Source organism: Micromonospora sp. NPDC049801 (assembly GCF_040656575.1).
Lineage (GTDB): Bacteria > Actinomycetota > Actinomycetes > Mycobacteriales > Micromonosporaceae > Micromonospora.
In genome coordinates, this window is record NZ_JBFAMS010000005.1 from 451,695 (window position 1) to 476,878 (window position 25,184).

The 25,184-nt window shown below is 70.5% G+C and carries 23 protein-coding genes; 19 read left to right on the forward strand and 4 right to left on the reverse strand.

Going from position 1 to position 25,184, the window contains the following annotated elements:
* Positions 1-58 precede the first annotated feature (58 nt).
* The 5 genes from AB0I89_RS12700 to AB0I89_RS12720 all read left to right on the forward strand — a co-directional run bounded on the left by AB0I89_RS12700 (position 59) and on the right by AB0I89_RS12720 (position 4,694).
* Positions 59-757 (forward strand): 50S ribosomal protein L25/general stress protein Ctc, encoded by a 699-nt coding sequence (locus AB0I89_RS12700; protein WP_357124575.1) that lies wholly within the window; start codon positions 59-61, stop codon positions 755-757.
* Positions 758-848: 91 nt separating this feature from the next.
* Positions 849-1,439 (forward strand): aminoacyl-tRNA hydrolase, encoded by a 591-nt coding sequence (pth, locus tag AB0I89_RS12705; protein WP_357124578.1) that lies wholly within the window; start codon positions 849-851, stop codon positions 1,437-1,439.
* Between the two features lie 134 nt (positions 1,440-1,573).
* On the forward strand, positions 1,574-2,404 hold the full coding sequence (locus AB0I89_RS12710) for an inositol monophosphatase family protein (RefSeq protein WP_357124581.1): 831 nt from the start codon (positions 1,574-1,576) through the stop codon (positions 2,402-2,404).
* A gap of 65 nt (positions 2,405-2,469) precedes the next feature.
* Positions 2,470-3,381 (forward strand): sulfate adenylyltransferase subunit CysD, encoded by a 912-nt coding sequence (gene cysD, locus AB0I89_RS12715; RefSeq protein ID WP_357124584.1) that lies wholly within the window; start codon positions 2,470-2,472, stop codon positions 3,379-3,381.
* The gene (locus AB0I89_RS12720; protein ID WP_357124588.1) at positions 3,381-4,694 is read left to right on the forward strand and encodes a GTP-binding protein; all 1,314 of its coding nucleotides are present in this window, start codon (positions 3,381-3,383) and stop codon (positions 4,692-4,694) included. The genes cysD and AB0I89_RS12720 overlap by 1 nt, the downstream gene beginning before the upstream one ends.
* A gap of 134 nt (positions 4,695-4,828) precedes the next feature.
* Here AB0I89_RS12720 and galK read toward each other — a convergent pair whose 3' ends face one another.
* On the reverse strand, positions 4,829-5,998 hold the full coding sequence (gene galK / locus AB0I89_RS12725; RefSeq protein WP_357124591.1) for a galactokinase: 1,170 nt from the start codon (positions 5,996-5,998) through the stop codon (positions 4,829-4,831).
* A 54-nt stretch (positions 5,999-6,052) separates the two neighbouring features.
* Positions 6,053-7,036 (reverse strand): UDP-glucose 4-epimerase GalE, encoded by a 984-nt coding sequence (gene galE, locus AB0I89_RS12730; protein WP_357124594.1) that lies wholly within the window; start codon positions 7,034-7,036, stop codon positions 6,053-6,055.
* 170 nt (positions 7,037-7,206) lie between these two features.
* Here galE and AB0I89_RS12735 point away from each other — a divergent pair, with 170 nt between their 5' ends.
* The 6 genes from AB0I89_RS12735 to AB0I89_RS12760 all read left to right on the forward strand — a co-directional run bounded on the left by AB0I89_RS12735 (position 7,207) and on the right by AB0I89_RS12760 (position 11,905).
* On the forward strand, positions 7,207-8,337 hold the full coding sequence (locus AB0I89_RS12735) for a hemolysin family protein (RefSeq protein WP_357124597.1): 1,131 nt from the start codon (positions 7,207-7,209) through the stop codon (positions 8,335-8,337).
* Positions 8,338-8,370: 33 nt separating this feature from the next.
* Positions 8,371-9,396: a tryptophan--tRNA ligase gene (trpS, locus tag AB0I89_RS12740; RefSeq protein ID WP_357124600.1), complete on the forward strand. Its 1,026-nt coding sequence runs from the start codon at positions 8,371-8,373 to the stop codon at positions 9,394-9,396.
* Between the two features lie 68 nt (positions 9,397-9,464).
* Positions 9,465-9,992: a 2'-5' RNA ligase family protein gene (locus tag AB0I89_RS12745; protein WP_357124707.1), complete on the forward strand. Its 528-nt coding sequence runs from the start codon at positions 9,465-9,467 to the stop codon at positions 9,990-9,992.
* Positions 9,993-10,071: 79 nt separating this feature from the next.
* On the forward strand, positions 10,072-10,995 hold the full coding sequence (locus AB0I89_RS12750) for a YhjD/YihY/BrkB family envelope integrity protein (RefSeq protein WP_357124603.1): 924 nt from the start codon (positions 10,072-10,074) through the stop codon (positions 10,993-10,995).
* A gap of 8 nt (positions 10,996-11,003) precedes the next feature.
* Positions 11,004-11,381 carry a GntR family transcriptional regulator gene (locus tag AB0I89_RS12755; protein ID WP_357124606.1) on the forward strand — a complete coding sequence of 126 codons (378 nt, stop codon included), beginning with the start codon at positions 11,004-11,006 and terminating at the stop codon, positions 11,379-11,381.
* Between the two features lie 86 nt (positions 11,382-11,467).
* A complete protein-coding gene (locus AB0I89_RS12760; protein WP_089017805.1) occupies positions 11,468-11,905 on the forward strand; it encodes a hypothetical protein in 438 nt (145 codons plus the stop codon).
* A gap of 180 nt (positions 11,906-12,085) precedes the next feature.
* Here the strand turns inward: AB0I89_RS12760 and AB0I89_RS12765 are convergent, their stop codons facing one another.
* Positions 12,086-13,711 carry a glycoside hydrolase family 13 protein gene (locus AB0I89_RS12765; protein ID WP_357124610.1) on the reverse strand — a complete coding sequence of 542 codons (1,626 nt, stop codon included), beginning with the start codon at positions 13,709-13,711 and terminating at the stop codon, positions 12,086-12,088.
* 73 nt (positions 13,712-13,784) lie between these two features.
* A complete protein-coding gene (locus AB0I89_RS12770; protein WP_357124613.1) occupies positions 13,785-14,849 on the reverse strand; it encodes a LacI family DNA-binding transcriptional regulator in 1,065 nt (354 codons plus the stop codon).
* A 179-nt stretch (positions 14,850-15,028) separates the two neighbouring features.
* Between AB0I89_RS12770 and AB0I89_RS12775 the strand changes: the two genes are divergently transcribed.
* The 8 genes from AB0I89_RS12775 (at position 15,029) to AB0I89_RS12810 (ending at position 25,050) form a co-directional block, all read left to right on the forward strand.
* Positions 15,029-16,279 carry a maltose ABC transporter substrate-binding protein gene (locus AB0I89_RS12775; protein ID WP_357124617.1) on the forward strand — a complete coding sequence of 417 codons (1,251 nt, stop codon included), beginning with the start codon at positions 15,029-15,031 and terminating at the stop codon, positions 16,277-16,279.
* Positions 16,279-17,919: an ABC transporter permease subunit gene (locus tag AB0I89_RS12780; RefSeq protein ID WP_357124621.1), complete on the forward strand. Its 1,641-nt coding sequence runs from the start codon at positions 16,279-16,281 to the stop codon at positions 17,917-17,919. The genes AB0I89_RS12775 and AB0I89_RS12780 overlap by 1 nt, the downstream gene beginning before the upstream one ends.
* An 8-nt stretch (positions 17,920-17,927) precedes the next feature.
* Positions 17,928-18,827, forward strand: coding sequence for an ABC transporter permease subunit (locus tag AB0I89_RS12785; protein WP_357124710.1), 900 nt, complete (start codon positions 17,928-17,930; stop codon positions 18,825-18,827).
* A gap of 68 nt (positions 18,828-18,895) precedes the next feature.
* The gene (locus tag AB0I89_RS12790; protein ID WP_355048948.1) at positions 18,896-19,243 is read left to right on the forward strand and encodes a hypothetical protein; all 348 of its coding nucleotides are present in this window, start codon (positions 18,896-18,898) and stop codon (positions 19,241-19,243) included.
* 278 nt (positions 19,244-19,521) lie between these two features.
* Positions 19,522-20,589: a BMP family ABC transporter substrate-binding protein gene (locus AB0I89_RS12795; protein ID WP_357124713.1), complete on the forward strand. Its 1,068-nt coding sequence runs from the start codon at positions 19,522-19,524 to the stop codon at positions 20,587-20,589.
* 247 nt (positions 20,590-20,836) lie between these two features.
* Positions 20,837-22,423 carry an ABC transporter ATP-binding protein gene (locus tag AB0I89_RS12800; protein WP_357124716.1) on the forward strand — a complete coding sequence of 529 codons (1,587 nt, stop codon included), beginning with the start codon at positions 20,837-20,839 and terminating at the stop codon, positions 22,421-22,423.
* On the forward strand, positions 22,420-23,769 hold the full coding sequence (locus AB0I89_RS12805) for an ABC transporter permease (protein ID WP_357124626.1): 1,350 nt from the start codon (positions 22,420-22,422) through the stop codon (positions 23,767-23,769). The genes AB0I89_RS12800 and AB0I89_RS12805 overlap by 4 nt, the downstream gene beginning before the upstream one ends.
* A 3-nt stretch (positions 23,770-23,772) precedes the next feature.
* Entirely contained in the window at positions 23,773-25,050 is a 1,278-nt protein-coding gene (locus tag AB0I89_RS12810; RefSeq protein WP_357124629.1) for an ABC transporter permease, read from the forward strand.
* The last annotated feature ends 134 nt before the right edge of the window (positions 25,051-25,184 follow it).

Sequence of the window (25,184 nt, forward strand, 5' to 3'; positions counted from 1 at the left end):
CCTCGCCCCAGCACCGCCAGACGACAAGCCGCCGCAGCGAAGCATCAGGAGTTTCCCCGTGTCCGAGGTAAAGATCAGCGCCGAGCCCCGCACCGAGTTCGGCAAGGGTGGTGCCCGTCGTACCCGCCGGGCCGGCAAGGTGCCCGCCGTGCTGTACGGCCACGGCGAGAAGCCCAAGCACATCGCGCTGCCGTCGCGGGAGTTCGCCGCCGCGATCCGCAAGGGTGGTGCCAACCAGCTCTTCGCGATCGACATCACCGACGGCACCCAGGTGCTGGCGCTGCCGAAGGCGATCCAGCGTGACCCGATCAAGGACACCTTCGAGCACGTGGACCTGCTGCTGGTCCGCCGCGGCGAGAAGGTCACCGTCGAGGTCCCGGTCCAGCTGACCGGTGAGGCCGCGAAGGACACCCTGATCGTGCACGACCACGACACCCTCTCGGTGACCGCCGACGCCACCAAGGTGCCGGACCACCTGGAGGCGTCGATCGAGGGCGCCGAGGCGGGCACCACGATCACCGCCGCCGACGTCGAGCTGCCCTCCGGCGTGGAGCTGGCCGCCGACTCGGAGCTGCCGGTCGCCTCGGTGACCGCCGCGCCGACGGCGGAGCAGCTCGAGGCGACGCTGCCCGAGGTCGAGACGGCCACCGACGAGGCCGAGGCCGAGGTCGGCGAGACCACCGAGGGCTCCGAGGGCGCGGACTCCGCCCCGGCCGCCGAGGGCGACGAGAACACCGAGGCGCGTACCGAGGCCTGATCGGTTCGTACTCTGCTGGCAGGCGTCCCCGAGCTTCGGGGGCGCCTGTCGGTGTATCGGGAGTCGGCGCAGACGTTTTGAGGGGCGGATCGTGACGGACGAGGCGGGACCGTGGCTGGTGGTCGGCCTGGGCAACCCGGGGCGGGAGTACGCCGGGAACCGGCACAATGTCGGGTTCATGGTGGCCGAGCTGCTGGCGGGGCGTGTCGGCGCGCGGTTCGGTCGGCACAAGCGGGCGGTGGCCGAGGTCGCCGAGGGGCGGCTGGGGTTCGGTGGTCCGAAGCTGGTGCTGGTGAAGCCACTGACGTACATGAACCTCTCCGGTGGGCCGGTGGCGGCGCTGTCGCAGTTCTACAAGGTGCCCCCGGCGCAGGTGGTCGCGGTGCACGACGAGCTGGACATCGAGTTCGGCCAGGTGCGGATCAAGTTCGGTGGCGGCGAGGGCGGGCACAACGGCCTGCGGTCGATGTCCAAGTCGTTGGGCACCAAGGACTACGTCCGGGTGCGGTTCGGGGTGGGTCGCCCGCCGGGGCGGCAGGATCCGGCGGACTACGTGCTGTCGGATTTCGGCGCGGCGGAGCGCAAGGAGCTCGATTTCCTGGTGGACCGGGCTGCCGACGTGGTGGAGTCGGTGATCGTCAAGGGCGTGGAGCCGACCCAGAACCTGTATCACGGGGGTTGAGTCGGGCGGTGCGTACCGGATTGGAAACGCCGGGCCGGTAGTCTGCGCCTTTCGGCGTGCCGTGACCGGCGACGCGGGTCGCGGCCGATCGGTGCGTGCGGGCACGGCCGCGGCGAGGCGACGGGAGCGGGCAGATGGGCAGTCCTCCGATGATCGACGGGGCGTTCGCCCGGTGGTTGGCCTCCCGGGCCGGTCAGGCGCTGCTGGACCTGCGTACGGAGTTGGGCTTCTCGGACACCGGGGCGCTGAAGTCGGCCGGGGACAAGGTGTCGCACGACCTGATCCGCACGGAGTTGGCGCGGTGGCGGCCGGGGGACGCGGTGCTCTCCGAGGAGGACGAGGGCTCGCGGTTGGCCTGGGCGGCAGAGGTGAACGCGGGAGCGGTGTCCCGGCTGACCGCGGACCGGGTCTGGATCATCGATCCGCTGGACGGCACCCGGGAGTTCGCCGAGGAGGGCCGCTCGGACTGGGCGGTGCACGTGGCGCTCTGGGCGCGGAGCGCGCCGAGCCCGCACGGGCTGGTCGCCGGTGCGGTGGGGTTGCCGGCGCAGCACCGGGTGCTGGGCACCGACTATCCGCCGGCGTACCCGCCGATGACGGTCGAGGCGGCGACCGCCGGCGAGCGCAAGATCCGGCTGGCGGCGAGTCGGAGTCGACCGCCGGTGTTCCTCACCGACCTGGCCGAGGATGTGGGCGCGCACCTGGTGCCGATGGGTTCCGCCGGGGCGAAGATCGCCGCGGTGGTGACCGGCGAGGTGGACGCGTACATCCATGCCGGCGGGCAGTACGAGTGGGACTCGGCGGCGCCGGTCGCTGTGGCGACGGCCACCGGACTGCACGCTTCCCGGATCGACGGTTCTGCGCTTCGATACAACGAGGCGGATCCGCGCCTGCCGGACCTGCTGGTCTGTCGCAAGGATCTCGCCAGCCGGTTGCTTGCAGCGCTGCAGAGGCATTCCGGGTAGCCTGAGCGCACTTCTTGACATGTCCGACCGGAAAGGTCTGGAAATCGGATGAGCGAGCGAGTGTCATGACCTCCCCCGCGGCCTACCGCGTCTCCCACCTGGACGCTCTCGAGGCGGAGAGCATCTTCGTGATGCGTGAGGTTGTCGCCGAGATGGAACGTCCGGTGCTGCTCTTCTCCGGCGGCAAGGACTCGATCGTCATGCTGCGGTTGGCGCAGAAGGCGTTCGCTCCGGCCAACATCCCCTTCCCCGTCATGCACGTCGACACCGGCCACAACTTCCCCGAGGTGCTGGAGTACCGCGATCAGCGGGTCACCGAGCTGGGGTTGCAGCTCGTGGTGGCGAGCGTGCCGGAGGCCCTCGCCAGCGGCATGGTCCGGGAGTCCGGCGACGGCATGCGCAACCGGATCCAGACGCCCGTGCTGCTCGACGCGGTGGAGAAGCACCGCTTCGACGCGCTGTTCGGCGGCGCCCGCCGGGACGAGGAGAAGGCGCGGGCCAAGGAGCGGGTGTTCAGCTTCCGCGACGAGTTCGGCCAGTGGGACCCGAAGAACCAGCGCCCGGAGCTGTGGTCGCTCTACAACGGCCGGCACCACCCGGGCGAGTCGATCCGGGTCTTTCCGCTGTCCAACTGGACCGAGCTGGACGTCTGGCACTACATCGCCAGCGAGCGCATCCCGCTGCCGTCGATCTACTACGCCCACGAGCGTGAGGTGATCGAGCGCGACGGCATGCTCTACGCGGTCAACGAGTTCTTCCGGCCGCGCGCCGGCGAGGAGCGGTTCAAGGCCCAGGTGCGGTACCGCACCGTCGGCGACGCCTCCTGCACCGCGGCGGTCCGCTCGGACGCGGACACCGTGGAGAAGGTCATCGAGGAGGTGGCGGCCACCCGGATCACCGAGCGGGGCGCGACCCGTGGTGACGACCGGGTCAGCGAGGCCGCCATGGAGGACCGTAAGCGGGAGGGCTACTTCTGATGAGCACCGAGATCGTGGCCCCGGCCGCCGGCACCGAGACCGCGCCCGAGGCACGGGCGATGGACCTGCTGCGGTTCGCGACCGCCGGCAGCGTGGACGACGGCAAGTCGACCCTGATCGGCCGGCTGCTGTACGACACCAAGTCGCTCTTCACCGACCAGTTGGAGGCCGTGGAGGCGGTCAGCGCGGCCCGGGGCGACGAGTACACCAACCTCGCGCTGCTCACCGACGGCCTGCGCGCCGAGCGGGAGCAGGGCATCACCATCGACGTGGCGTACCGCTACTTCGCCACGCCCCGGCGCAAGTTCATCATCGCGGACACTCCCGGGCACATCCAGTACACCCGGAACATGGTCACCGGCGCCTCCACGGCCGACCTGGCGCTGATCCTGGTCGACGCGCGCAAGGGCCTGGTCGAGCAGTCCCGCCGGCACGCGTTCCTCTGCTCGCTGCTGCGGGTGCCGCACCTGGTGTTGTGCGTCAACAAGATGGACCTGGTCGACTGGTCGCAGGAGGTCTACGAGCGGATCGCCGACGAGTTCACCGCGTTCGCCGCGAAGCTCGACGTACCGGACCTGACGGTGGTGCCGATCTCCGCGCTGCGGGGCGACAACATCGTGGCCCGGTCGGAGAACATGCCGTGGTACGAGGGCCCGTCGCTGCTGCACCACCTGGAGCGGGTGCACATCGCCAGTGACCGTAACCTGGTCGACGTCCGGTTCCCGGTGCAGTACGTGATCCGTCCGCAGTCGACCACGGTCACCGACTACCGCGGCTACGCCGGTCAGGTCGCGTCGGGTGTGCTCAAACCGGGCGACGAGGTGATGGTGCTGCCGTCCGGCTTCACCAGCCGGATCGCCGCCGTCGAGACCGCCGACGGGCCGGTCGCGGAGGCGTTCCCGCCCATGTCGGTGACGGTACGGCTGGCCGACGAGATCGACATCTCCCGGGGCGACATGATCTGCCGGCCGAACAACGCGCCCGCCGTCGCCCAGGACATCGAGGCGATGGTCTGCTGGATGGACGAGACGGCCCCGCTGCGGGTCGGTGGCCGGTACGCCATCAAGCACACCACCCGTTCGGCACGGGCGATCGTGCGCGGGCTGCACTACCGGTTGGACATCAACTCGCTGCACCGGGACGAGTCGGCGGACGAGCTGCGGCTCAACGAGATCGGTCGGGTCCGGCTGCGCACGACGGTGCCGCTGCTGGCCGACGAGTACCGCCGCAACCGTACGACGGGCGGCTTCGTCATCATCGACGAGACCACCAACCGCACGGTAGGCGCCGCCATGATCGTCGAAGCCGCCTAACCCTCAAACCTCCACCCCACGTCGTGTTGATCAAGAGGTTCGCGTCAGAAATCGCGCAGATTCTGACGCGAACCTCTTGATCACCGGGCTGGACGCGGGTGGTGGGGTGGGGTGGTGGGGTGGGGTGGGTGGGGTTAGGGGAGGCGGGTTGCGCCGGGGGAGGGCAGGACCGGGGTCGTGGTGGGGGCCGGGTAGTTGCGCTCGGCGTAGGCGAGCCTGACTGCGTCGGCTACCGCTTCGACTCGGTCGGTCTCGACCAGGGCGAGGACGCAGCCACCGAATCCGCCGCCCGTCATGCGCGCGCCCAACGCGCCGGCCGACAGCGCCGCCTCGACCGCCGTGTCGATCTCCGGCACGGTGATCTCGAAGTCGTCGCGCATCGAGACGTGCGAGGCGGTGAGCAGCGGGCCGATGTCCCGGACCCGGCCGGCGCGCAACAGCGCGACGGTGTCGAGCACGCGCTGGTCCTCGGTGACCACGTGCCGGACCCGGCGCCGGGTCTCGGCGTCGTCGAGCCGGGCCAGGGCGGCGTCGAGCTCGTCGACGGTCACGTCGCGCAGCGCGGGCACCCCGAGCGCCTTGGCGGCGGCCTCGCAGGAGCGGCGGCGGGCGGCGTACTCACCATCGGCGTGCCGGTGCGGCGCGCGGCTGTCGACGACCAGCACGGTCAGCCCGGCGGCGTCCAGGTCGAACGGGATGTGCTCGACGGACTCGTCGCGGCAGTCGAGGAAGAGCGCGTGCCCGGCGCGGCAGCGGATCGCCGCGGACTGGTCCATGATGCCGGTCGGCGCGCCCACGTAGACGTTCTCCGCCCGCTGCGCCAGCCGGGGCTGTCGTTCGGCGGGCAGCTCCAGCCCCGCGAGGTCGAGCAGGGCGGCGAGCACGGCGGACTCGAGCGCGGCCGACGAGGAGAGCCCGGAACCCAGCGGCACGTCGGAGGCGATGGCCAGCCGGGCGCCGGGCACCGCGTGGCCGGCGTCGCGCAGCGCCCAGACCACCCCGGCCACGTACGCGCCCCAGCCGGTCACCCGGCCGGGCTCGGCCACGTCGTCCGCCTCGAAGGTGATCGTCTCGTCGGAGAGCTCGGACCAGACCGTCCAGCGTTCGTCGTCCCGCCGGTCGGCGGCGACCACGGTACGCATGGGAAGCGCGAACGGCAGCACGAACCCGTCGTTGTAGTCGGTGTGCTCGCCGATCAGGTTGACCCGACCGGGCGCGGCCCAGAGGCCGGCGGCCGAGGCGTCGTACTGGTCGGTGAAGCCGGCGGCGGCCCGCTCGGCGACGTCACCGGTGGGGCTGGTCATGGTGCCTCCTTGTTCGGCACTGCGGGGCTCGCACACCCGGCTCACTCGGCGGGCTCACGACTGCTCCAGGACGTGGGCGCGGTAGAAGGCCCAGGCGTCGCCGACCATGTCGTGCAGGGTGGGCTTGCGCGGCACCCATCCCAGCTCGTCACGGGCCAGCGCGGAGGAGGCGACCAGTTCGGCCGGGTCGCCCTCGCGGCGCGGCGCGACCTCGACCGGGAGCTGGTGGCCGGTGACCTCGCGGACCACGTCGACCACCTGGCGGTTGGTGAAGCCGTTTCCGTTGCCGAGGTTGTAGATGCGGTGCTGACCCGCGGTGGCGGCGTCCAGCGCGAGCAGGTGCGCGCGGGCGAGGTCGGCGACGTGGATGTAGTCGCGTACGCAGGTGCCGTCCACGGTCGGGTAGTCGTCGCCGAAGAGTTGGAGCTTCTCCCGCCGGCCGGCGGCGACCTCCAGGGCGATCGGGATGAGGTGCGTCTCCGGGTCGTGCCGCTCGCCGAGTGCGACGTCGCCGGCGAGGTGCGCTCCGGCCACGTTGAAGTAGCGCAGGGACACGGCGGCCAGCCCGTGCGCGTCGGCCTCGGAGGTGAGCGCCATGTCGACCGCGAGCTTGGTGGCGCCGTACGTGTTGGTGGGCGCCTTGACCGCGGTCTCCGGAATCGGCAGCTCGGTGGGGTTGCCGTAGACGGCGGCGGTGGAGGAGAAGACCATCCGGGGCACCCGGGCGGCCCGGACCGCGTTGATCAGGGCGAGCGTGCCGACCGTGTTGTTCTCCCAGTACAGCTCGGGTTTCACCATCGACTCGCCGGCGGCGATGAGGGCGGCGAAGTGCAGCACCCCGTCGAAGCCGGCGTCGGGGGTGAGGACCTGGGCGGCGTCGTGAATGGACGCCTCGACGTGCGTCGCGTCCGGAGCGAGCGCCTCGCGGTGACCGGTGCGCAGGTCGTCCAGGACGACGACCTGGTGGCCGGCGTCGAGCAGCATCCGGGTCACCACGCTGCCGATGAAGCCGGCACCCCCGGTGACGAGCAGTTTCACGTCGTTGCCTCCTGCCTGGCCCGCCGGGACGTGGCCCTTGGTGATCACCCTACGGCGGCGCTCGGGAGCGGTGTGGATCGCGCCGCACGCCATTCCATCATAATCTCTCACGTTTAAACAGAGCCGCACATCTCCGGTGCGGCGGGCACCCGGTGTCTACCATCTCTTTCATGCGGGAAGCAGCCCGTTCCGGGCTCCGGCGGCGGGTGCGGAAACGGTCCCGCCGTGACCCCGGGCCGCTCGCGCGGGCCGTCGCCCGGGTGCTGGTGCGCACCGCCGACGGCGCGACCCGCCTCGTCACCGATCTGCTCGGTACCGGCCCGGCGGCCGGCCGGGAACGCATCTCCGAGGCCGAGCTGCGGGACCTCGTGGCGGTCAACACGGTGCTCGACCCGGACGAGCGGCGGATCATCGACGAGGTGCTGGTGGCCGGGGCGAGTCTCGTCCGCGAGGTGATGATGCCCCGTACCGAGGTGGTCTTCCTGCCGGCCCGGCTGACCATCGCCGAGGCCGCCCGGCTGGTACGGGCCGAGACGCACTCGCGGTACCCGGTCACCGACGGCACCCAGGACGACGTGGTCGGGTTCGTGCACCTGCGGGACGTGCTGCTCCGTCCGGACGCCGACCCCTGCGCCACGGTGGGCGAGCTGACCCGCGAGGTCAAGCAGGTGCCGGGGAGCAAGCGGGTCCTGGCCGCGCTGACCGAGATGCGCCGGGAAGGGCACCACCTGGCGGTGGTGGTCGACGAGTACGGCGGAACCGCCGGCATCGTCACCCTGGAGGACCTGATCGAGGAACTCGTCGGAGAGATCCACGACGGGTACGGCAGGCCGCCCGACCCGAGCCACGTCGGCCTGCCGGCCGTGGTCGACGGCCGGCTCAACCTCGCCGACTTCGCCGAGCGGACCGGTGTGGCGCTCCCCGCCGGTCCGTACGAGACCGTCGGCGGGTACGTGATGGCAGTCCTGGGCCGCCTGCCGCTGACCGGCGACGAGGTGCCGGTGCCCGGCGAGCCGCCCGACGGCGGCGGGCCCGATCCGGCGGCACCGGCCGACGGTTGGCTCCTGCGCGTGCTGGCCCTGGACGGACGCCGGGTCGCCCGGCTCGCGGTGACGGCGGCCCGGATGCCGGAGCAGCGGCGCGATCCCGCCGTCAGCCATCAGCGCGAGGCGGACCGGGGCGCGGCGGGACAGCAGCGGGGCACCGCGGTCGGGCCGGGTCCACGGCCGGGGACGAGCGGGCCACGCGAGGTCAGCGCCCCGACACCGGCTGGCCGGGGCCGACGCGCCGGCCCGTCATGACGGCTCCGCATGCTTGCTGACAGAATTATCGCCATGCCCGACGTTCCCGAGCGACCCCGCGTCTTCTCCGGCATCCAGCCGACGGCCGACTCGTTCCACCTCGGCAACTACCTGGGAGCCGTGCGGCACTGGGTGGCCCTGCAGGACACCCACGACGCGTTCTACTGCGTGGTGGACCTGCACGCGATCACCGCCGGTCACGATCCGGCGGTGCTGCGCCAGCGGACCAGGGTGGCGGCCGCCCAGCTCTTCGCGGTCGGTATCGATCCGGACCGCAGCACCCTGTTCGTACAGTCGCAGGTGCCCGAGCACCCGCAGCTGGCGTGGGTGCTCGGCTGCATCACCGGTTTCGGCGAGGCCAGCCGGATGACGCAGTTCAAGGACAAGTCGCAGAAGCAGGGCAACGAGCGGGCCAGCGTCGGGCTGTTCACCTACCCGGTCCTGCAGGCCGCCGACATTCTGCTCTACCAGGCCAACGCGGTGCCGGTCGGCGAGGACCAGCGTCAGCACCTGGAACTCTCCCGCGACCTGGCCCAGCGGTTCAACTCGCTGTTCGGCGCGACGTTCACGATCCCCGCGCCGCACATCGTCAAGGACACCGCGAAGATCACCGACCTGCAGGACCCGACGGCCAAGATGTCCAAGTCGTCGTCCTCGCCGGCCGGCATCATCGACCTGCTGGAAGACCCGGCCCGCTCGGCGAAGAAGATCCGCTCCGCGGTGACCGACACCGGTCGGGAGATCGTCTTCGACGCCGAGACCAAGCCGGGCGTGTCCAACCTGTTGACCATCTACTCGGCGCTCAGCGGGCGTGGCATCGACGACCTGGTGTCCGCGTTCGCCGGTCGCGGCTACGGCGACCTCAAGAAGGAGTTGGCCGATCAGGTGGCGGAGTTCGTCCGTCCCATCCAGGAGCGCACGCGCACGTACCTCGACGACCCCGCCCAACTGGACAAGCTGCTCGCCGCCGGGGCGGAGAAGGCCCGGTCCGTGGCCGGCGCGACGCTGCGGTCCGCGTACGAGCGGGTCGGTTTCTTCCCGCCGGTGCGCGGCGAATAGCGCTGCGGGGACGGGTGGGCGAATCGGTGGCCGACGTGGCGGCACGGAGCGTGGATCGCAGCGGCGGGATGCCCCCGCCGGGCGACACCGTGCAGATCGGCATCGCGGTGGACATCCCGGAGCCGTGGGGGGCACAGCTCACCCGGCGACGGGTCGAGGCGGGTGATCCCCTCGCGGTGCCCGCGCACGTGACGCTGCTCGGCCCGACCGAGATCCCGACCGACGTGCTGCCGGGCATCGAGCGGCACCTCGCCGCCGTGGCCGCCGCGCATCTGCCGTTCACGCTGCACCTGCGGGGGACCGGCACGTTCCGGCCGGTGACGCAGGTGGTGTTCGTCGCGGTGGCCGCCGGCATCAGCGAATGCGAGTTGCTGGCCGCGGCCATCGCGGCCGCGCCGGGTCTGCACCGCCAGACCCGCTTCCCGTACCATCCGCACGTCACCGTCGCGCATGACGTCGCTCCGGAGGCGTTGGACAAGGTGTACGAGGATCTGGCCGACTTCTCCGCGATGTTCGAGGTCGACGCGTTCACCCTGTTCTCGCACAGTGGGCCGGCCCGGTGGCAGCCCCGCCGGGACTTCCGCCTCGGCGACTGACGTTCGGCGGCGCGCCGGCTGGCGAGCGGTCTTGTACTGGTTGCCGGGACGGCGGCGGGAGATCGGCGAGGATGATCGCGTGAACGTGATCGGCCGGATCGAGGCGGGCATCGACCGCTGGGTGGGTGCCGCGCGTGCCCGGTCGGGCCTGTTCGACCACGTCTGGCGTGCCGGGACGCTCTACGCCGACGTGCTGGCAGGAAGGCTCGCCGCGGCGATCGCGTACTACGGCTTCTTCGCCGTCTTCGCTCTCGCCCTGGTCGCGTACTCCGTCTTCGGCGCGATCCTGGAGGACAACGACGAGGTCAGCGAGGCGGCGACCGGGTTCCTGAAGGAGAACCTGCCGTTCCTGGACGCGCAGCAGATCGCGAACTCCAGCGGCACGGTCGGTGTGGTCGGCCTGGTCATCCTCGTGTTCACCGGCATCGGCTGGGTGGAGGCGATCCGCTCCTCGCAGCGGCTCATGTACGCGCTCAACCAGCAGCCCGGCAACCTCGTGGTCCGGCGGCTGGTCGACCTCGGGGTGATGATCGGCGTCTTCGTGCTGCTCGGTCTCTCCGTGGCGGCGGTGGACGCGTTGGAATCCCTGCTGCGCTTTCTGCTGCGCAGCACCGGGTCGGTCGGCCTGACCACCGTCAGCGCCGTCCTCAGCGTGCTGGTCAACGCGGTGCTCGCCACCGCGCTGCTGCTCGCGGTGCCCCGGCTGCGGATGAGCCGGTCCCGGCTGCGTCCGGTGGTGCTGCTGGTCGCGGTCGGCATCACGCTGCTCAACACGCTCGGGCGGTACTACGTGGTGCGCACCGAGCGGAACCCGGCGTACACCGTGGTGGCCGGTGCGGTCGGTCTGCTGCTCTACCTCTACCTGCTGAACCAACTGGTGCTGTTCGGCGCGGCGCTGCTCGCGACCAGCCGGAGTGGGCGCGTGGTAGACCTGGCGGCGGGCGCCCCCGTGGTGGATGTCGACGAGGACACCGACCCCGGCGCCCCGGGCGGTGCGGGGTGAGGGTGGAGATGTCCGACGTGCTGATCACCGTCGACCAGGACTCGCCGGTGCCGCCGTACGAGCAGGTGCGTGTGCAGCTCGCCGAGCTGATCGGCGACGGCCGGTTGCCGGTGGGCAGCCGCCTGCCCACCGTCCGGCAGCTCGCGGCCGACCTGCGACTGGCCGCGAACACGGTGGCGCGGGCCTACCGGGAGCTGGAGGCGGCTGGCCTGTTGCAGACCCGGGGACGCAACGGCACCTTCGTCGCTCCCGGGCGGGACGACGCCGTCGACCGGCTGCACCGGTTCGCCGTCGACTACGCCGCCGAGGCGCGGCGGCTCGGCGTGACCCCGGATCGTGCTGTCGCTCTCGTGCGGGCCGCCCTGGACGCCACCCGACACGACTGAGCCGACCGGTCTCTCATCGACCGCCGGACGGGCGGTAACTGAGCAGAACGGCACCGGCGCTCACGTTCGCGGACCATGATGAGCCCGTGGGCGCACTCATGACACTGGACCTGCCGGCCGACTCGCCGATGCTCGGCCTGCCGTGGATCATCACCTTCGGGCCGCTCGGTGACCTGGACGAGTGGGAGCCGGTGGTCTGCGGGCCGTACGAACGGCCACACGCGTTGGCGTTGGCCGAGGCGGTGGTGGCCGAGGAGCAGCTGATGGCCGTGGTGGAACCGCTGCTGCCGGCGCTGTCGGCCGACGAGATCCGCAGTGAGATCGCCGCCGCGCAGGTGGCCGCCGAGGACGAGGCCCGGCAGGTCGAGGGGGCCGACCTGTACGGAGACTTCGAGGACGTGATCGACGAGGAGTTGGACGCGGCGGCCGACGAGGCGGGTCACGGCGAGCCCGCCGAGCCACCGGACGAGGCCGAGGTGCGCGCCGGCTTCACCCGGATCGCGGCGCTGCTCACCGCGAAGTGACGCGGCGGGTCAGGGCCCGGGGCCGGAGCGCACCACGGGCGTCACACGAGCACCGGCGCCGCGCGGAATCCGTTCCGCGTGGCGCCGGTGCACCTCACCCCCCACCACAAGGGGTCGGCAGCCCAGTCGCCCGTTGGCGCGGGGCACGACGGACGACCAGGTCGAGATTGGCTTACCCGCTCAGCGCCGTTCGAACCAGGCGGCCGCGTCGACGGGCAACAGGTGGTCGGTGAGCGGCGCGCTCGCCACGACCGGCGTGCCGTACCCGTCGAGTGCCACGGGCGCTGCGCCGAGGTTGACGACGCAGGTCAGCACGGTGTCACCCGCGCCGCGGGAGAACGCCAACACGCCCGGCTCGGTCTGCGACCAGGTGACCTCGCCGGCGTCGGCGGCCAGCGCCGGGTGCTCGCGGCGGATGCGCAGGGCCGTCCGGTACAGCTCCAGCGTCGAGCCCGGGGCGCCGGCCTGCGTGGCGACCGACAGGGCGCGCCAGGTCGCCGGGGCGGGCAGCCAGCTCAGCTCGCTGCCGGCCGGCCCGAAGCCGTACGGCGCCAGCTCTCCACTCCACGGAATCGGCACCCGGCAGCCGTCGCGGCTCTCACCCGTACGCAGGAACGCCGGATCCTGCCGTAGCTCGTCGGGGAGGTCGAGAACCTCGGGCAGGCCCAACTCCTCACCCTGGTAGAGGTAGGCCGAGCCGGGGAGCGCGAGCATCAGCAGGCTGGCGGCACGGGCCCGGCGCAGCCCGTCGGGGCCGTCGCCGTAGCGGGTGACGTGCCGCTGCTTGTCGTGGTTGGACAGCACCCAGGTGGTGGGCGCGCCGACCACCGTCGCTTCGGCGAGGGCGGTGTCGATCACCTTGCGGAACGAGTCGGCCGACCAGGTGGCGTCGAGAAAGTCGAAGCTGAACGCCTGGTGCAGCTCGTCCGGGCCGATGTAGCGGGCCAGCCGCTCCGGCGTCTCGGCCCACGCCTCGGCGACCGCCATCCGGCCGCCCGGGTAGCTGTCCAGGATGGGCCGCCACGCGCGGTAGATCTCGTGGACCTCGTCCTGGTCGAAGTAGGGCAGGCGACCCTTGCCGAGTAGTTCGACCTGGCGTTGCCCGGTCGTCGCCGTGCTGAAGCCGACGTCCGGCAGCCCTTCGGCCTTGATCATGCCGTGGGCCACGTCGACGCGGAAGCCGTCCACGCCCCGGTCCAGCCAGAACCGCAGCACGTCCTCGAACTCGGCGCGAACCTCCGGGTGCCGCCAGTTCAGGTCCGGCTGGGCCGGGTCGAACAGGTGCAGGTACCACTGGCCGTCGGCGATCCGGGTCCAGGCGGGGCCGCCGAAGATGCTCTCCCAGTCGTTGGGGGGCAGTTCGCCGTGCGCGCCCTTGCCGTCGGCGAAGAGGTAGCGGGCCCGCTCGGGCGAGCCGGGACCGGCGGCGAGGGCGTCGACGAACCAGCGGTGCGCGCTGGACGTGTGGTTGGGCACCAGGTCGACGATGATCCGCAGGCCGAGGCTGTGCGCGTCGGTGATCATCGCGTCGAAGTCGGCGAGTGTGCCGAACATCGGGTCGACGTCCCGGTAGTCCGCGACGTCGTACCCGCCGTCGACCATCGGCGAAGTGTAGAAGGGGGTCAGCCAGAGCGCGTCCACCCCGAGGTCGCGGAGGTACGGCAGGCGCTCCCGGATGCCCGCCAGGTCGCCGACGCCGTCCCCGTTGCTGTCGGCGAAGCTGCGCACGTAGACCTGGTAGACGACCGCGGAGCGCCACCAGTCGTCGTCCGTGCGGGGCAGGGTGATGGTGGTGCTGACGGTCATTGGTGATGTTTCCCCGTCTGTCTCAGGCTCGGGCGCGGCTGTGCGAGCAATATGCCGGCCGCCCTTGCAAGAGTCAAGCAGATCTTGCGTAAGGAAACCGCACGGCGGCCGGGGCCACCGCCGTGGAGCCGCGGACGACCAGCTCGGGGCGGAACAGGTATTCGGAGTGCGGGGCGCCGTGCCCGTTGATCTCGTCCACCAGGGCCCGGACCGCCGCCACCGCCATCGCGGTGACCGGTTGCCGCACGGTGGTCAGCGGCGGGTCGGTGAAGGCCATCAGCGGCGAGTCGTCGTAGCCGACCACCGAGAGGTCTCCCGGAACGGACAGGCCGCGTTGCCGGGCCGCCCGCACGGCGCCGAGCGCCATGAGGTCGGAGCCGCAGACCAGCCCGGTCACACCACGGTCGAGCAGCCGGCCGGCCGCCGCCTCGCCACCCTCCACACCGAACAGCGTCAGCTCGGCCAGCGGGCCGAGATCCGCCTCGGCGACGCCGGCCAGCCGGGTCATCGCCGCCCGCCAGCCGGCCACCCTGCGCCGCACCGGCACGAACCGGTCCGGGCCGGTGATCAGGCCGATCCGCCGGTGTCCCAGCGCGACGAGGTGGGCCACCGCCAGGTCGGCGGCCTCCCGGTCGTCGCAGGAGACGAAGGGCGCCGCGACGTCGGGGACGTACCCATTGATCATTACGACCGGCAGCGGCCGGGCGATCAGCGCCCGGTAGCGGTCGTGGTTGGCGGCGGTGTCGGCGTGCAGGCCGGAGACGAAGACGATTCCGGAGACCTGCCGGTCCAGCAGCATCTCCACGTACTCGTCCTCGGTCACGCCGCCGGCGGTCTGGGTGCAGAGCACCGGGGTGAACCCACTCTGCGCCAGTGTCGACTCGATGACCTGCGCGAACGCCGGGAAAATCGGATTGTCCAGCTCCGGCACCACCAGGCCGACCAGGCCGGCGCTGCGCTTGCGCAGTCGCGCCGGGCGCTCGTAGCCGAGTACGTCGAGGGCGGTGAGAACGGCCTGCCGGGTCTCCGGTGCCACGCCGGGGCGGTCGTTGAGCACCCGCGACACCGTGGCCTCGCTGACTTCGGCCTGCTGGGCGATGTCGGACAGTCGAGCGCGCATGGCGGCACTGTAGTCCATCGGCAAGTTCTTGCGGGGTGCTCTGCAAACCCTTCCATTGTCTGCAACGTCTTGCTAACGTCCCCGCAACATACGAGCGCGGCGTGGCAATATCGCTGCGCCAATCAGCAAGAACTTTCAGCTTTCCACTGGCGGGGCGTCCTTCCCCCGGCGGACCCGCCATGACGACAGGAGTACCGATGCGCATCCGTACCGCGGGTGTGGTTGCCGTTCTCGGCCTGGCGCTCGCCGCCTCCGGCTGTGGTGGCGACAGCGACGAGCCGGCCACGAAGGAAACCCCCACGGCCGCCGGCGGCAAACTGGTGATCTGGGCCGACGACAAGCGGACCGCGGCGCTCAAGCCGTTCGCCGAGAAGTTCGGCCAGGAGAACGGCGTCACCGTCGAGGTGCAGGCCGTCCCGAACGAGGACCTCCAGAACAACTTCGTCACCGTGTCGAGCCAGGGCGGTGGCCCGGACGTGGTGATCGGCGCGCACGACTGGATCGGCAACCTGGTCCAGAACGGCGCCATCGATCCGGTGCAACTGCCCGCCGAGCAGAAGGCAGCCTTCAGCGAGAGCGCGGTCAAGGCCGTCACGTTCAACGGCCAGCTCTACGGCGTGCCGTACGCCCAGGAGAACCTGGCACTGATCCGCAACACCGACCTGGCCCCCGAGGCCCCGAAGACGATCGAGGACCTGGTCGCCGCCGGCAAGCAGCTCAAGGCGCAGAAGAAGGTCACCGAGACGCTCTGCCTCCAGGTCGGACAGAAGGGCGACGCGTACCACATCTACCCGCTGTACGCCTCTGCCGGCGGCTACCTCTTCGGCACCACCGCGAACGGGGACTACGACCCGAAGGACCTCGGCGTCGGCAAGCCGGAGTCGATCGCCGCGTTCAAGAAGATCGCCGCGCTCGGCGAGAAGGGCGAGGGCGTGCTGAAGCGATCCATCGCCGACACCAACGCGACCGCGACCTTCACCGGCAAGAAGTGCGCCTTCCTGGTCTCCGGGCCGTGGGCCACCGCCGACGTGAAGAAGGCCGGCATCGCGTACGACATCTCCGCCGTACCCGGCTTCGCTGGCGGCAAGGCGGCCGCTCCGTTCATCGGCGTGCAGTCCTTCTACGTGGCGGCCAAGGGCAAGAACAAGGCGCTCGCCCAGGAGTTCGTCGTCAACCACGTCGCGAAGCAGGAACTGGCGGTGGCGCTCTACCAGGCCGACCCGCGTCCGCCGGCGTTGACCGCCGCGCTGGACCAGGTCAAGGGCAGCGACCCGGACCTGGCCAAGTTCATCGAGGCCGGCAGGAACGGCCAGGTGCTCCCGGCCATCCCGGCCATGGCCGCGATCTGGGACCCGTTCGGCAAGGCGGAGGCCGCCGTCATCGGCGGCGCCGATCCGACCAGCACGGTCACCGCGGCCGGCCGGACGATCGCCGGTTCGATCAAGTAATGAGTACGCCGCTGTCCGGCCCGGGGACTGCCCAGCAGGCTCCGGGCCGGGGGCCCGTGGGCACCGGGTCCCCGCGCACGTCCCGTACCGCGCGGAACCACGCGCCGATCACCGCGGCCGGCCTCGCCGCGAAGGTGATCCTGCTCGGCCTGGTGGCCGGGATCGCGATCTGGGCGGCGTTCCCGCTCGTGGAGGCCGGACAGTGGATCGGGCTGGCGGTGCTGGCGCTGACCACCGCCGCGCTGTTCTACCTGTACGCGGGCCGCCGGCACGTCCCGGCGAAGTACCTCGTCCCGGGCACGCTCCTTTTGATCGCCTTCCAGATCGTGCCGGTCCTCTACACCGCGAGCACGGCCTTCACCAACTTCGGCGACGGCCACCGGGGCAGCAAGGAGGACGCGATCGTCGCGATCCAGAGCAGTTCGGTGCGGCAGGTCGCGGGCTCCGCCCAGTACCCGATGTCCGTCGCCACGAAGGGCGACCCCGCCACCGGCGCCCTGGTCTTCCTGGTCACCGACCCGGCGACCGACACCGTCTCCGTCGGCGACAGCGGCGGTCTGCGTCCGCTCGACCCCGGCAGGGTCACCGTCGCCCCCGGTGGGAAGGTCACCGCCGCCGACGGCTACACGGTGCTGAACGTCGGTCAGGCCAGCGCGCGCAGCAGGGACATCACCGACCTGGTGGTGCCGACCGCCGGCGGCGCGCTGCGCTCGTCCGGCCTGTCCCGGGCGTACGAGGGCAGGGCCGTGCGGGCGTACGACGCGGGCTGCGACTGCGTCCGGGACAGTGACAGCGGCAGGACCTGGACTGCGGACGGCGGAGCCGGCGCGTTCGTCGCCGCCGACGGCGAGCGGCTGGCCCAGGGGTGGAAGGTGAACGTCGGGCTGTCCAACTTCACCCGGATACTCACCGACGAGCGGATCTCCGGGCCGTTCCTCGGCACGCTGGTCTGGAACTTCGCCTTCGCGATCGGCTCCACCGGCGGCACGTTCGTCCTCGGTCTGCTGATCGCGCTCGCGCTGCACTCGCCCCGGATGCGGGGCACCAACCTCTACCGGATGTTGCTGATCCTGCCGTACGCCATGCCGTCGTTCGCGATGCTGCTGGTCTGGCGGGACATGTTCAACACCGACTTCGGGCTGATCAACAACCTGTTCGGGCTCGGCGTCGACTGGTTCGGCCAGGACTGGACGGCCCGCGCCGCGGTGATCCTGGTGCAGCTCTGGCTCGGCTACCCGTACATGTTCCTGGTGGCCACCGGCGCGCTCCAGGCCATCCCCCGGGAGTTGACCGAGGCCACCTCGGTCGACGGGGCCTCACCCTGGCAGTCCTTCCGTGCGGTCACGCTGCCGCTGCTGCTGGTCGCGCTCTCGCCGCTGCTGATCTCGTCGTTCGCGTTCAACTTCAACAACTTCAACGCGATCTACCTGACCACCGAGGGTGCGCCGTTCCCGGCGGACAACCCCAGCAACGGCGCCACCGACCTGCTGATCACCTACACGTATCGGCTGGCGTTCGGTGGGCAGGCGGCACAGTTCGGCTTCGCCGCGGCGATCTCGCTGTTCATCTTCGCCATCGTCGCCGTGGTGTCGGCCATCAGCTTCCGGCGGACCCGTCAACAGGAGGAGGTGTACGCGTGACCACGCTCATCAACCCGAGCCGCCCGACAACGCTCGACCGCCGGGTCCGAGGGCGGCGGAGCCGTTGGTTCGCCCAGGTCGGTTGGCGGCACCTGGTCGGACTGCTCGGCGTGCTGTTCAGCCTCTTCCCGCTCGTGTTCGTCGTCTCGGCGGCGCTCAACCCGCTCGGCACCCTCTCGTCCACCGAGTTGGTGCCGACCGGCGGGGTGTCGTTCGAGAACTTCGGGGACCTGTTCGCGCGTACCGCGTTCGCCCACTGGTTCCTGAATTCGCTGCTCATCGCCGGCGGCGCCTCGTTCGCCTCGGTGTTCCTCTCGGCGCTCGCGGCGTACGCCTTCTCCCGGATGCGCTTTGCGGGTCGACGGGTGGGGCTGCTGTCGTTGCTGTTGATCCAGATGTTTCCGCAGTTCCTGGCGATCGTGGCGATCTTCCTGATCTTCGGCACGATCACCGACCTGTGGCCGGCCGTCGGCTTCAACACCCCGTGGGGCCTGCTGCTGCTCTACCTGGGTGGTGCGCTGGGCGTGAACACCTGGTTGATGAAGGGCTTCTTCGACACCCTGCCCCGCGAGCTGGACGAGTCCGCCACCGTGGACGGCGCCTCGCACGCGCAGGTCTTCTTCCGGATCATGCTGCCGTTGGTGGCGCCGATCCTCGCGGTGACCGGGCTGCTCGCCTTCATCAACACCATCAACGAGTTCCTGATGGCGAGCGTCTTCCTCACCGACGCGGACGCCAAGACCCTCGCGGTCGGCATGCGGGGCATGTTGCAGGGCGCCGAGCGGAACACCAACTTCGGCATCTTCGCGGCCGGCACCCTGCTCACCGCGATCCCGACCGTGCTGGTCTTCCAGTTCCTCCAGCGCTTCATCGTCTCCGGCCTCACCTCCGGAGCGGTCAAGGGATGAGCCCCTCGACGCGCCGGCCGGCCGGCCCCACTACTACAAAGTGTCGTTGATAGGGGAGGATGGGCGGCGTGGAAGCACTGCGACTCATCCTCCTCTATGTCCATCTCATTGGCTTCGCCCTGCTGCTCGGCGGTTCGATCGCCCAGTACGTCAGCGGGAAGCTGCGGATCAACCCCGCCATGCTCTGGGGCGCCGTGATCCAGTTGCTGACCGGCCTCGGGCTCTCCGCGCCCCTGCGCGGTGGCGGTGACGACGAGCCGAACCCGGCGAAACTTGTGACGAAGTTGGTGATCGCGCTGCTGATCTTCGTCATGGTCTTCTTCTCCCGTAAGCGGGACGTGGTCAACCGTGGCCACTTCCTCGCGATCGTCGGCCTGACCCTGGTGAACGCGGCGGTGGCGGTCTTTTGGCGGTAGCGTCCGAGGGGGGAACCGCACCCCGGAAACCGGACTTCCGCGACACCTGGGGGCTCGGTTAGCAGCACGAAGAGTGATCTGCCCCACGCAAGGGTTACACCCGGGTAACAGGCACTCAACAGTCGTGCACGATTGTCGGCCGGTGGGTGGGCGCGGGCGTACGCTCCCGTCCGTAACGTGGGACAGCCGGCGGCACACCCGCAGGTCGGCTGATGGGCTGCCACCGCACTAGGCGCGGTGTGCAATGGGAAGGAGACGTCTTGCGCTCGGTGCGTGGGATGCGGATCGCCTCGATCCTCGCGGCAGGTGGGCTCGTGCTCAGCGCCGCCGCGTGTGGCGAGGCTCCGGATGATGACAAGAACGCCGGCAGTGGCGCCAAGAAGTTCAGCGCCTGCATGGTGACCGACGTCGGCGGCATCGACGACAAGTCGTTCAACACCTCGGCCTGGAAGGGTCTGCAGGAGGCCAAGGCCGCCAACGACAACATCGACATCAAGTACGTCGCGTCGAAGGCCGAGGCCGACTACGAGCCCAACCTGACGCAGTACGTCAACCAGAAGTGCGACTTCATCCTGGCCGTCGGTGGCCTGATGGCCAACGCCACCTCCAAGATCGCCAAGGCGAACCCGAACCAGCAGTTCGGCATCGTCGACGCCCAGCCGGGTGACGCCAACATCTACCCGATGCAGTTCGACACCGCCCAGGCCGCGTTCCAGGCCGGTTACCTCGCCGCCGGGATGAGCAAGTCCGGCAAGGTGGGCACCTACGGCGGTCTGCCGATCCCGCCGGTGACGATCTTCATGGACGGCTTCGTCGACGGCGTGGCGTACTACAACACCACCAAGAAGAAGAACGTCCAGGCGCTGGGCTGGAACAAGGAGACCCAGAAGGGCTCCTTCACCAACGACTTCGCCAAGCAGGACGAGGGCAAGAAGGTCTCCGACGCGCTGGTCGCCCAGGGCGCGGACATCATCATGCCGGTCGCCGGCGGCTCCGGCCTCGGCACCACCGCGGCGGCCAAGGCCTCCGGCGGCAAGTACAACACCATCTGGGTGGACGTCGACGGCTGCGAGAGCACCCCGGACTGCGGCGCGATCATCACCACCGTGGTGAAGAACATCCCGGAGGCCGTCAAGGAGGCTGTGGTCAAGGCCGCCGGTGGCGAGAAGCTGCAGGCCAACCCCGGCTTCGTCGGCACCCTGGCCAACACCGGTGTCTCGATCGCCCCGTACCACGACTTCGACAGCAAGGTTCCGGCCGAGCTGAAGTCCGAGGTCGACAAGATCAAGGCGGACATCGCCGCCGGCACCATCACCGTCACCTCGAAGGCCCAGCCGACCAAGTGACGTCCGGCCGACCTCTCCGGTGAGATCATCGGAGAGGTCGGTGGGCACAGGTACGACCGATCGGCCGCTTCGGCCCCGCGGTGACCGTGGGGGTCGGAGCGGCCGATCGCGCACCGCGTCGGCCAGGCGTTCCGGCCCGTTCGACGGCAGCTAGGCTGCACCATCGCTCGCACTCCAGGAGGTTGCGCTGAGACTCGAACTGCGCGGCATCACCAAGCGGTTCGGTGATCTGGTCGCCAACGACCACATCGATCTGACGGTGGAGCCTGGAGAGATTCACGCCCTGCTCGGCGAGAACGGCGCGGGCAAGTCGACCCTGATGAACGTGCTCTACGGGCTCTACCAGCCCGACGAGGGCGAGATCCTGGTCGACGGCACGCCGCTGCGGCTGAAGGGGCCGTCCGATGCCATCGCGGCCGGGATCGGCATGGTGCACCAGCACTTCATGCTGGTGCCGGTGTTCACCGTCGCCGAGAACATCATGCTCGGTGCGGAGCAGGTCCGGGGCGGTATCGCCGGCTTCCTGGACCGGCGGCGGGCCCGGCGCGAGGTCACGGAGGTGTCCGAGCGCTACAACCTGCGGGTCGACCCCGACGCGGTGATCGAGGACCTGCCGGTCGGCATCCAGCAGCGTGTGGAGATCGTCAAGGCCCTCACCCGCGACGTCGACCTGCTCATCCTGGACGAGCCGACCGCGGTGCTCACCCCGCAGGAGACCGACGAGCTGTTGACGGTCATGCGGTCGCTCAAGGCGGCGGGCAAGTCGATCGTCTTCATCACCCACAAGCTGGGCGAGGTCAAGGCGATCGCCGACCGGATCACGGTGATCCGACGCGGGAAGACGGTCGGTACGGCCTCGCCGGAGACCAGCCGCGACGAGCTGGCCGCGCTGATGGTGGGCCGCAGCGTGCGCCTCACGGTCGACAAGTCGCCGGCCACGCCGGGCGAGCCGGTGCTGGAGGTGGCCGGGCTGGTCGTCGACGACGACCGGCAGATCCGGGCGGTCGACGGCGTGGACCTGACCGTACGGGCGGGCGAGGTGCTCGGCGTGGCGGGCGTGCAGGGCAACGGCCAGACGGAGCTGATCGAGGCGATCATGGGTCTGCGCCCGGTGCTCGCCGGCACGGTCAGCCTGGGCGGTGACCGGATCGACGGCTGGACGCCCAAGCGGGTGCTCCGGGCCGGCGTCGGCTACGTGCCCGAGGACCGCAGCGTGGACGGCCTGGTCAAGGAGTTCAGCGTCGCCGAGAACCTGGTGCTGGACATCTACGACCGGCCACCCTTCGGCAGCGGGCTCGCCCTGAAGCCCGACGCCATCGCGTCGTCGGCCCGGGAGCGGATCGAGCAGTTCGACGTCCGTACCTCATCGGCGGACGCGGCGGTGGGCACCCTCTCCGGTGGCAACCAGCAGAAGGTGATCGTGGCACGGGAGCTGTCCCGGCCGCTGAAGCTCTTCATCGCCGCCCAACCCACCCGTGGCGTGGACGTCGGGTCGATCGAGTTCATCCACAGCCAGATCATCCACGAGCGGGACATCGGCACCGCCGTCATGGTGGTGTCCAGCGAGCTGGACGAGGTGGTCGGGCTGGCCGACCGGATCGCGGTGATGTACCGGGGACGGATCATCGGCATCGTCGGCCCGGAGACCCCGCGTGAGGAGATCGGTCTGTTGATGGCCGGCATCCACCCGGACGCGGCGGGCGCGGGCACGCCGGCCGAGCCCGACGCGACCACCGCCGGCACCGCAGCCCAGCCCGGCACGGCTACCGCTGGTGGCGCGGCCGACGGGGGTCCGGCGCGCGCCGACGGCCCCGCGAGCGAGGACGAGGCATGACCAACCCCAATCCGCAGTCGGGCTCTCCGGACAAGGAGCCGGCGAGCGAGGCGCAGGCGGCGCAGAACGCCCTCGGCAACACCGAGCGGGCCGGCACGACCACGACGGAGAAGACGCCGGAGCCGAAGCCGTCCCTGGGCCGGCTCTTCCTGGACAACCTCTGGGCGGCCAACACCTTCACGGTGACCCTGTTGTCGCTGGTGCTGGCGATCGTCGTCGGCGCGGTGTTGATGGTCGTCTCCGACCCGGACGTGCTGCACACCTACACCTACATCACCGCCCGCCCCTCGGACGCGTTCAGTTCGAGCTGGACGCTGGTGAGCGAGGCGTACGCCAACCTGTTCAAGGGCTCGATCTTCGACCCCGAGGCGTTCTCCGGCTGGGTGAACGGCAGCAACGGCTGGCAGGCGGTGCTCGCGCCGATCTCCGAGACGCTGACGTACGCCGCGCCGCTGGTCTTCACCGGCCTGGCGGTGGCGCTGGCCTTCCGTGGCGGCCTGTTCAACATCGGCGCGCAGGGTCAGGCGACCGTCGGCGTCATCCTGGCCGCACTGGCCGGCTTCCTGCTGCCGCTGCCGCCCGGCCTGCACCTGCTGGTGGCGGTGCTCGCCGGCGCGCTGGGCGGGGCGATCTGGGGCTTCATCCCGGGCATCCTCAAGGCCCGCGCGGGCGCCCACGAGGTGATCAACACGATCATGCTCAACTACGTCGCCACGTACTTCCTGACCTGGCTCATCGTGCAGAACGGCGTGCAGGATCCGACCCGGACCGACGCGATCAGCAAGGCGGTGGACACCTCCGCCCAGCTGCCCCGTCTGCTCGGTGACAACCTGCGGGTGCACGCCGGCATCCTGCTCGCCGTGCTGGCCACCTGGGCGGTCGCCTGGCTGCTCAACCGGTCCACCCTCGGCTTCGAGTTGCGGGCGGTCGGCGCCAACCCGGACGCCGCGCGGACCGCCGGCATCAGCGTCACCCGGACGTACATCTTGATCATGGTTTTCTCCGGGATCCTGGCCGGTCTTGGCGGCTCGAACATGGTGCTCGGCTCGACGGCCAGCGCGTTGACGCCGCTGGTGGTGGCGCAGATCGGCTTCGACGGCATCCTGGTGGCGCTGCTCGGCCGGGTGAAGCCGTGGGGAGTGCTGCTCGCCGCGCTGCTGTTCGGTGCGCTCCAGGCCGGCGGTAACCGGATGCAGTCGTACTCCGGCATCTCGCTGGAGCTGGTGACCGTGCTTCAGGCGCTGATCGTCATCTTCATCGCCGCACCCGCCCTGGTGAAGGCGATCTTCCAGCTCCGGGCCGCACGGGCCGCCCGGTTGCAGACGAGCCTGGCGAAGGGCTGGTAACGCATGTCCACCATGGCTGTCCCCGACGTCGCGGTCGGCGTCGACGAGGGTTTCTGGACCCGGACCCGCAAGGTCGGCCTCACGCTGACGGCACTCGGCCTGCTGGCGGCGGTGCTGTTCGGTGCGCTCGCCACCGACCAGCAGGCCCGGTTCACGCTCAGCGACGACGCGGCCGGCGCCGCCTTGGAGATCAACGGCACGATCGGCGCGATCCTGTTCGGGATCATCGCGATCGCCGCCGGCGCGGCCCTGCTCGCCGGGGTGCCGAAGCGCTGGTTCCTGCCGGTGCTCGGCGTCGGGCTGGTCGCCTTCGTGCTCTCCTTCCTCTGCTGGCAGGTCTCCGCCGCGCCGACCGGGCAGAACTTCATGCCGCTGGTCAACATCATCCGGGGCACGTTCATCCTGGCCCTGCCGCTGATCTTCGGCGCGCTCGCCGGTGTGCTCTGCGAGCGGTCCGGCGTGGTCAACGTGGCCATCGAGGGGCAGTTGCTGATGGGTGCGTTCAGCGGCGCCCTGTTCGGCAGCCTCTCCGGCAACGTCTGGGTGGGCCTGGTCGCCGCCGCCATCGGTGGCGCGTTCATCTCGCTGCTGCTGGCCGTCTTCGCCATCCGCTACCTGGTGGACCAGGTCGTCATGGGCATCGTGCTGAACCTGCTCGCGGTCGGCGTCACCGGCTTCCTCTACGAGCGGCTGATGCAGACCGACGCGGAGAAGTACAACAGCGCGCCGCGCTTCAGCAACTGGGAGATCCCCCTGCTCAAGGACATCCCGGTGCTCGGGCCGGCGCTGTTCCGCGGCAACATCTTCCTCTACGTCGGCCTGCTCCTGGTGCTGGTGATCCACATCGGGCTGTTCCGCACCCGGTGGGGCCTGCGTACCCGATCGGTGGGCGAGCACCCGATCGCCGCCGACACGCTGGGCGTCAAGGTGCTCCGGCTGCGTTACCGCAACGTGCTGCTGGCCGGTGTGGTCGCCGGTATCGGCGGCGCGTCGTACACGCTGGCGCTCTACTCGTTCACCAAGAACATGATCGGCGGCAAGGGCTTCATCGCGTTGGCCGCGCTCATCTTTGGCCGGTGGAACCCGACCGGGGCGCTGCTCGCCGCGCTCTTCTTCGGCTTCGCCGACCAGCTCGCCACCTACCTGAGCGCGATCAACAGCTCGATCCCCAGCCAGTTCCTGGCCATGCTGCCCTATCTGGCGACCATCCTGGCGGTCGCCGGCCTGGTCGGTCGGGTCCGGGCGCCCGCCGCCGACGGCAAGCCGTACATCAAGGGCTGACACCCACTCTCGTTGTGTTGATCAAGAGGTTTTGGGGGGGGGGAAATCCCGAACATAGACAAAAAACGGGTTAAAAAGATCGCGTGGTGGGGGTTTTTGTGGTGGATTTTGGGTTTTTTGTAATTTTATGTGGG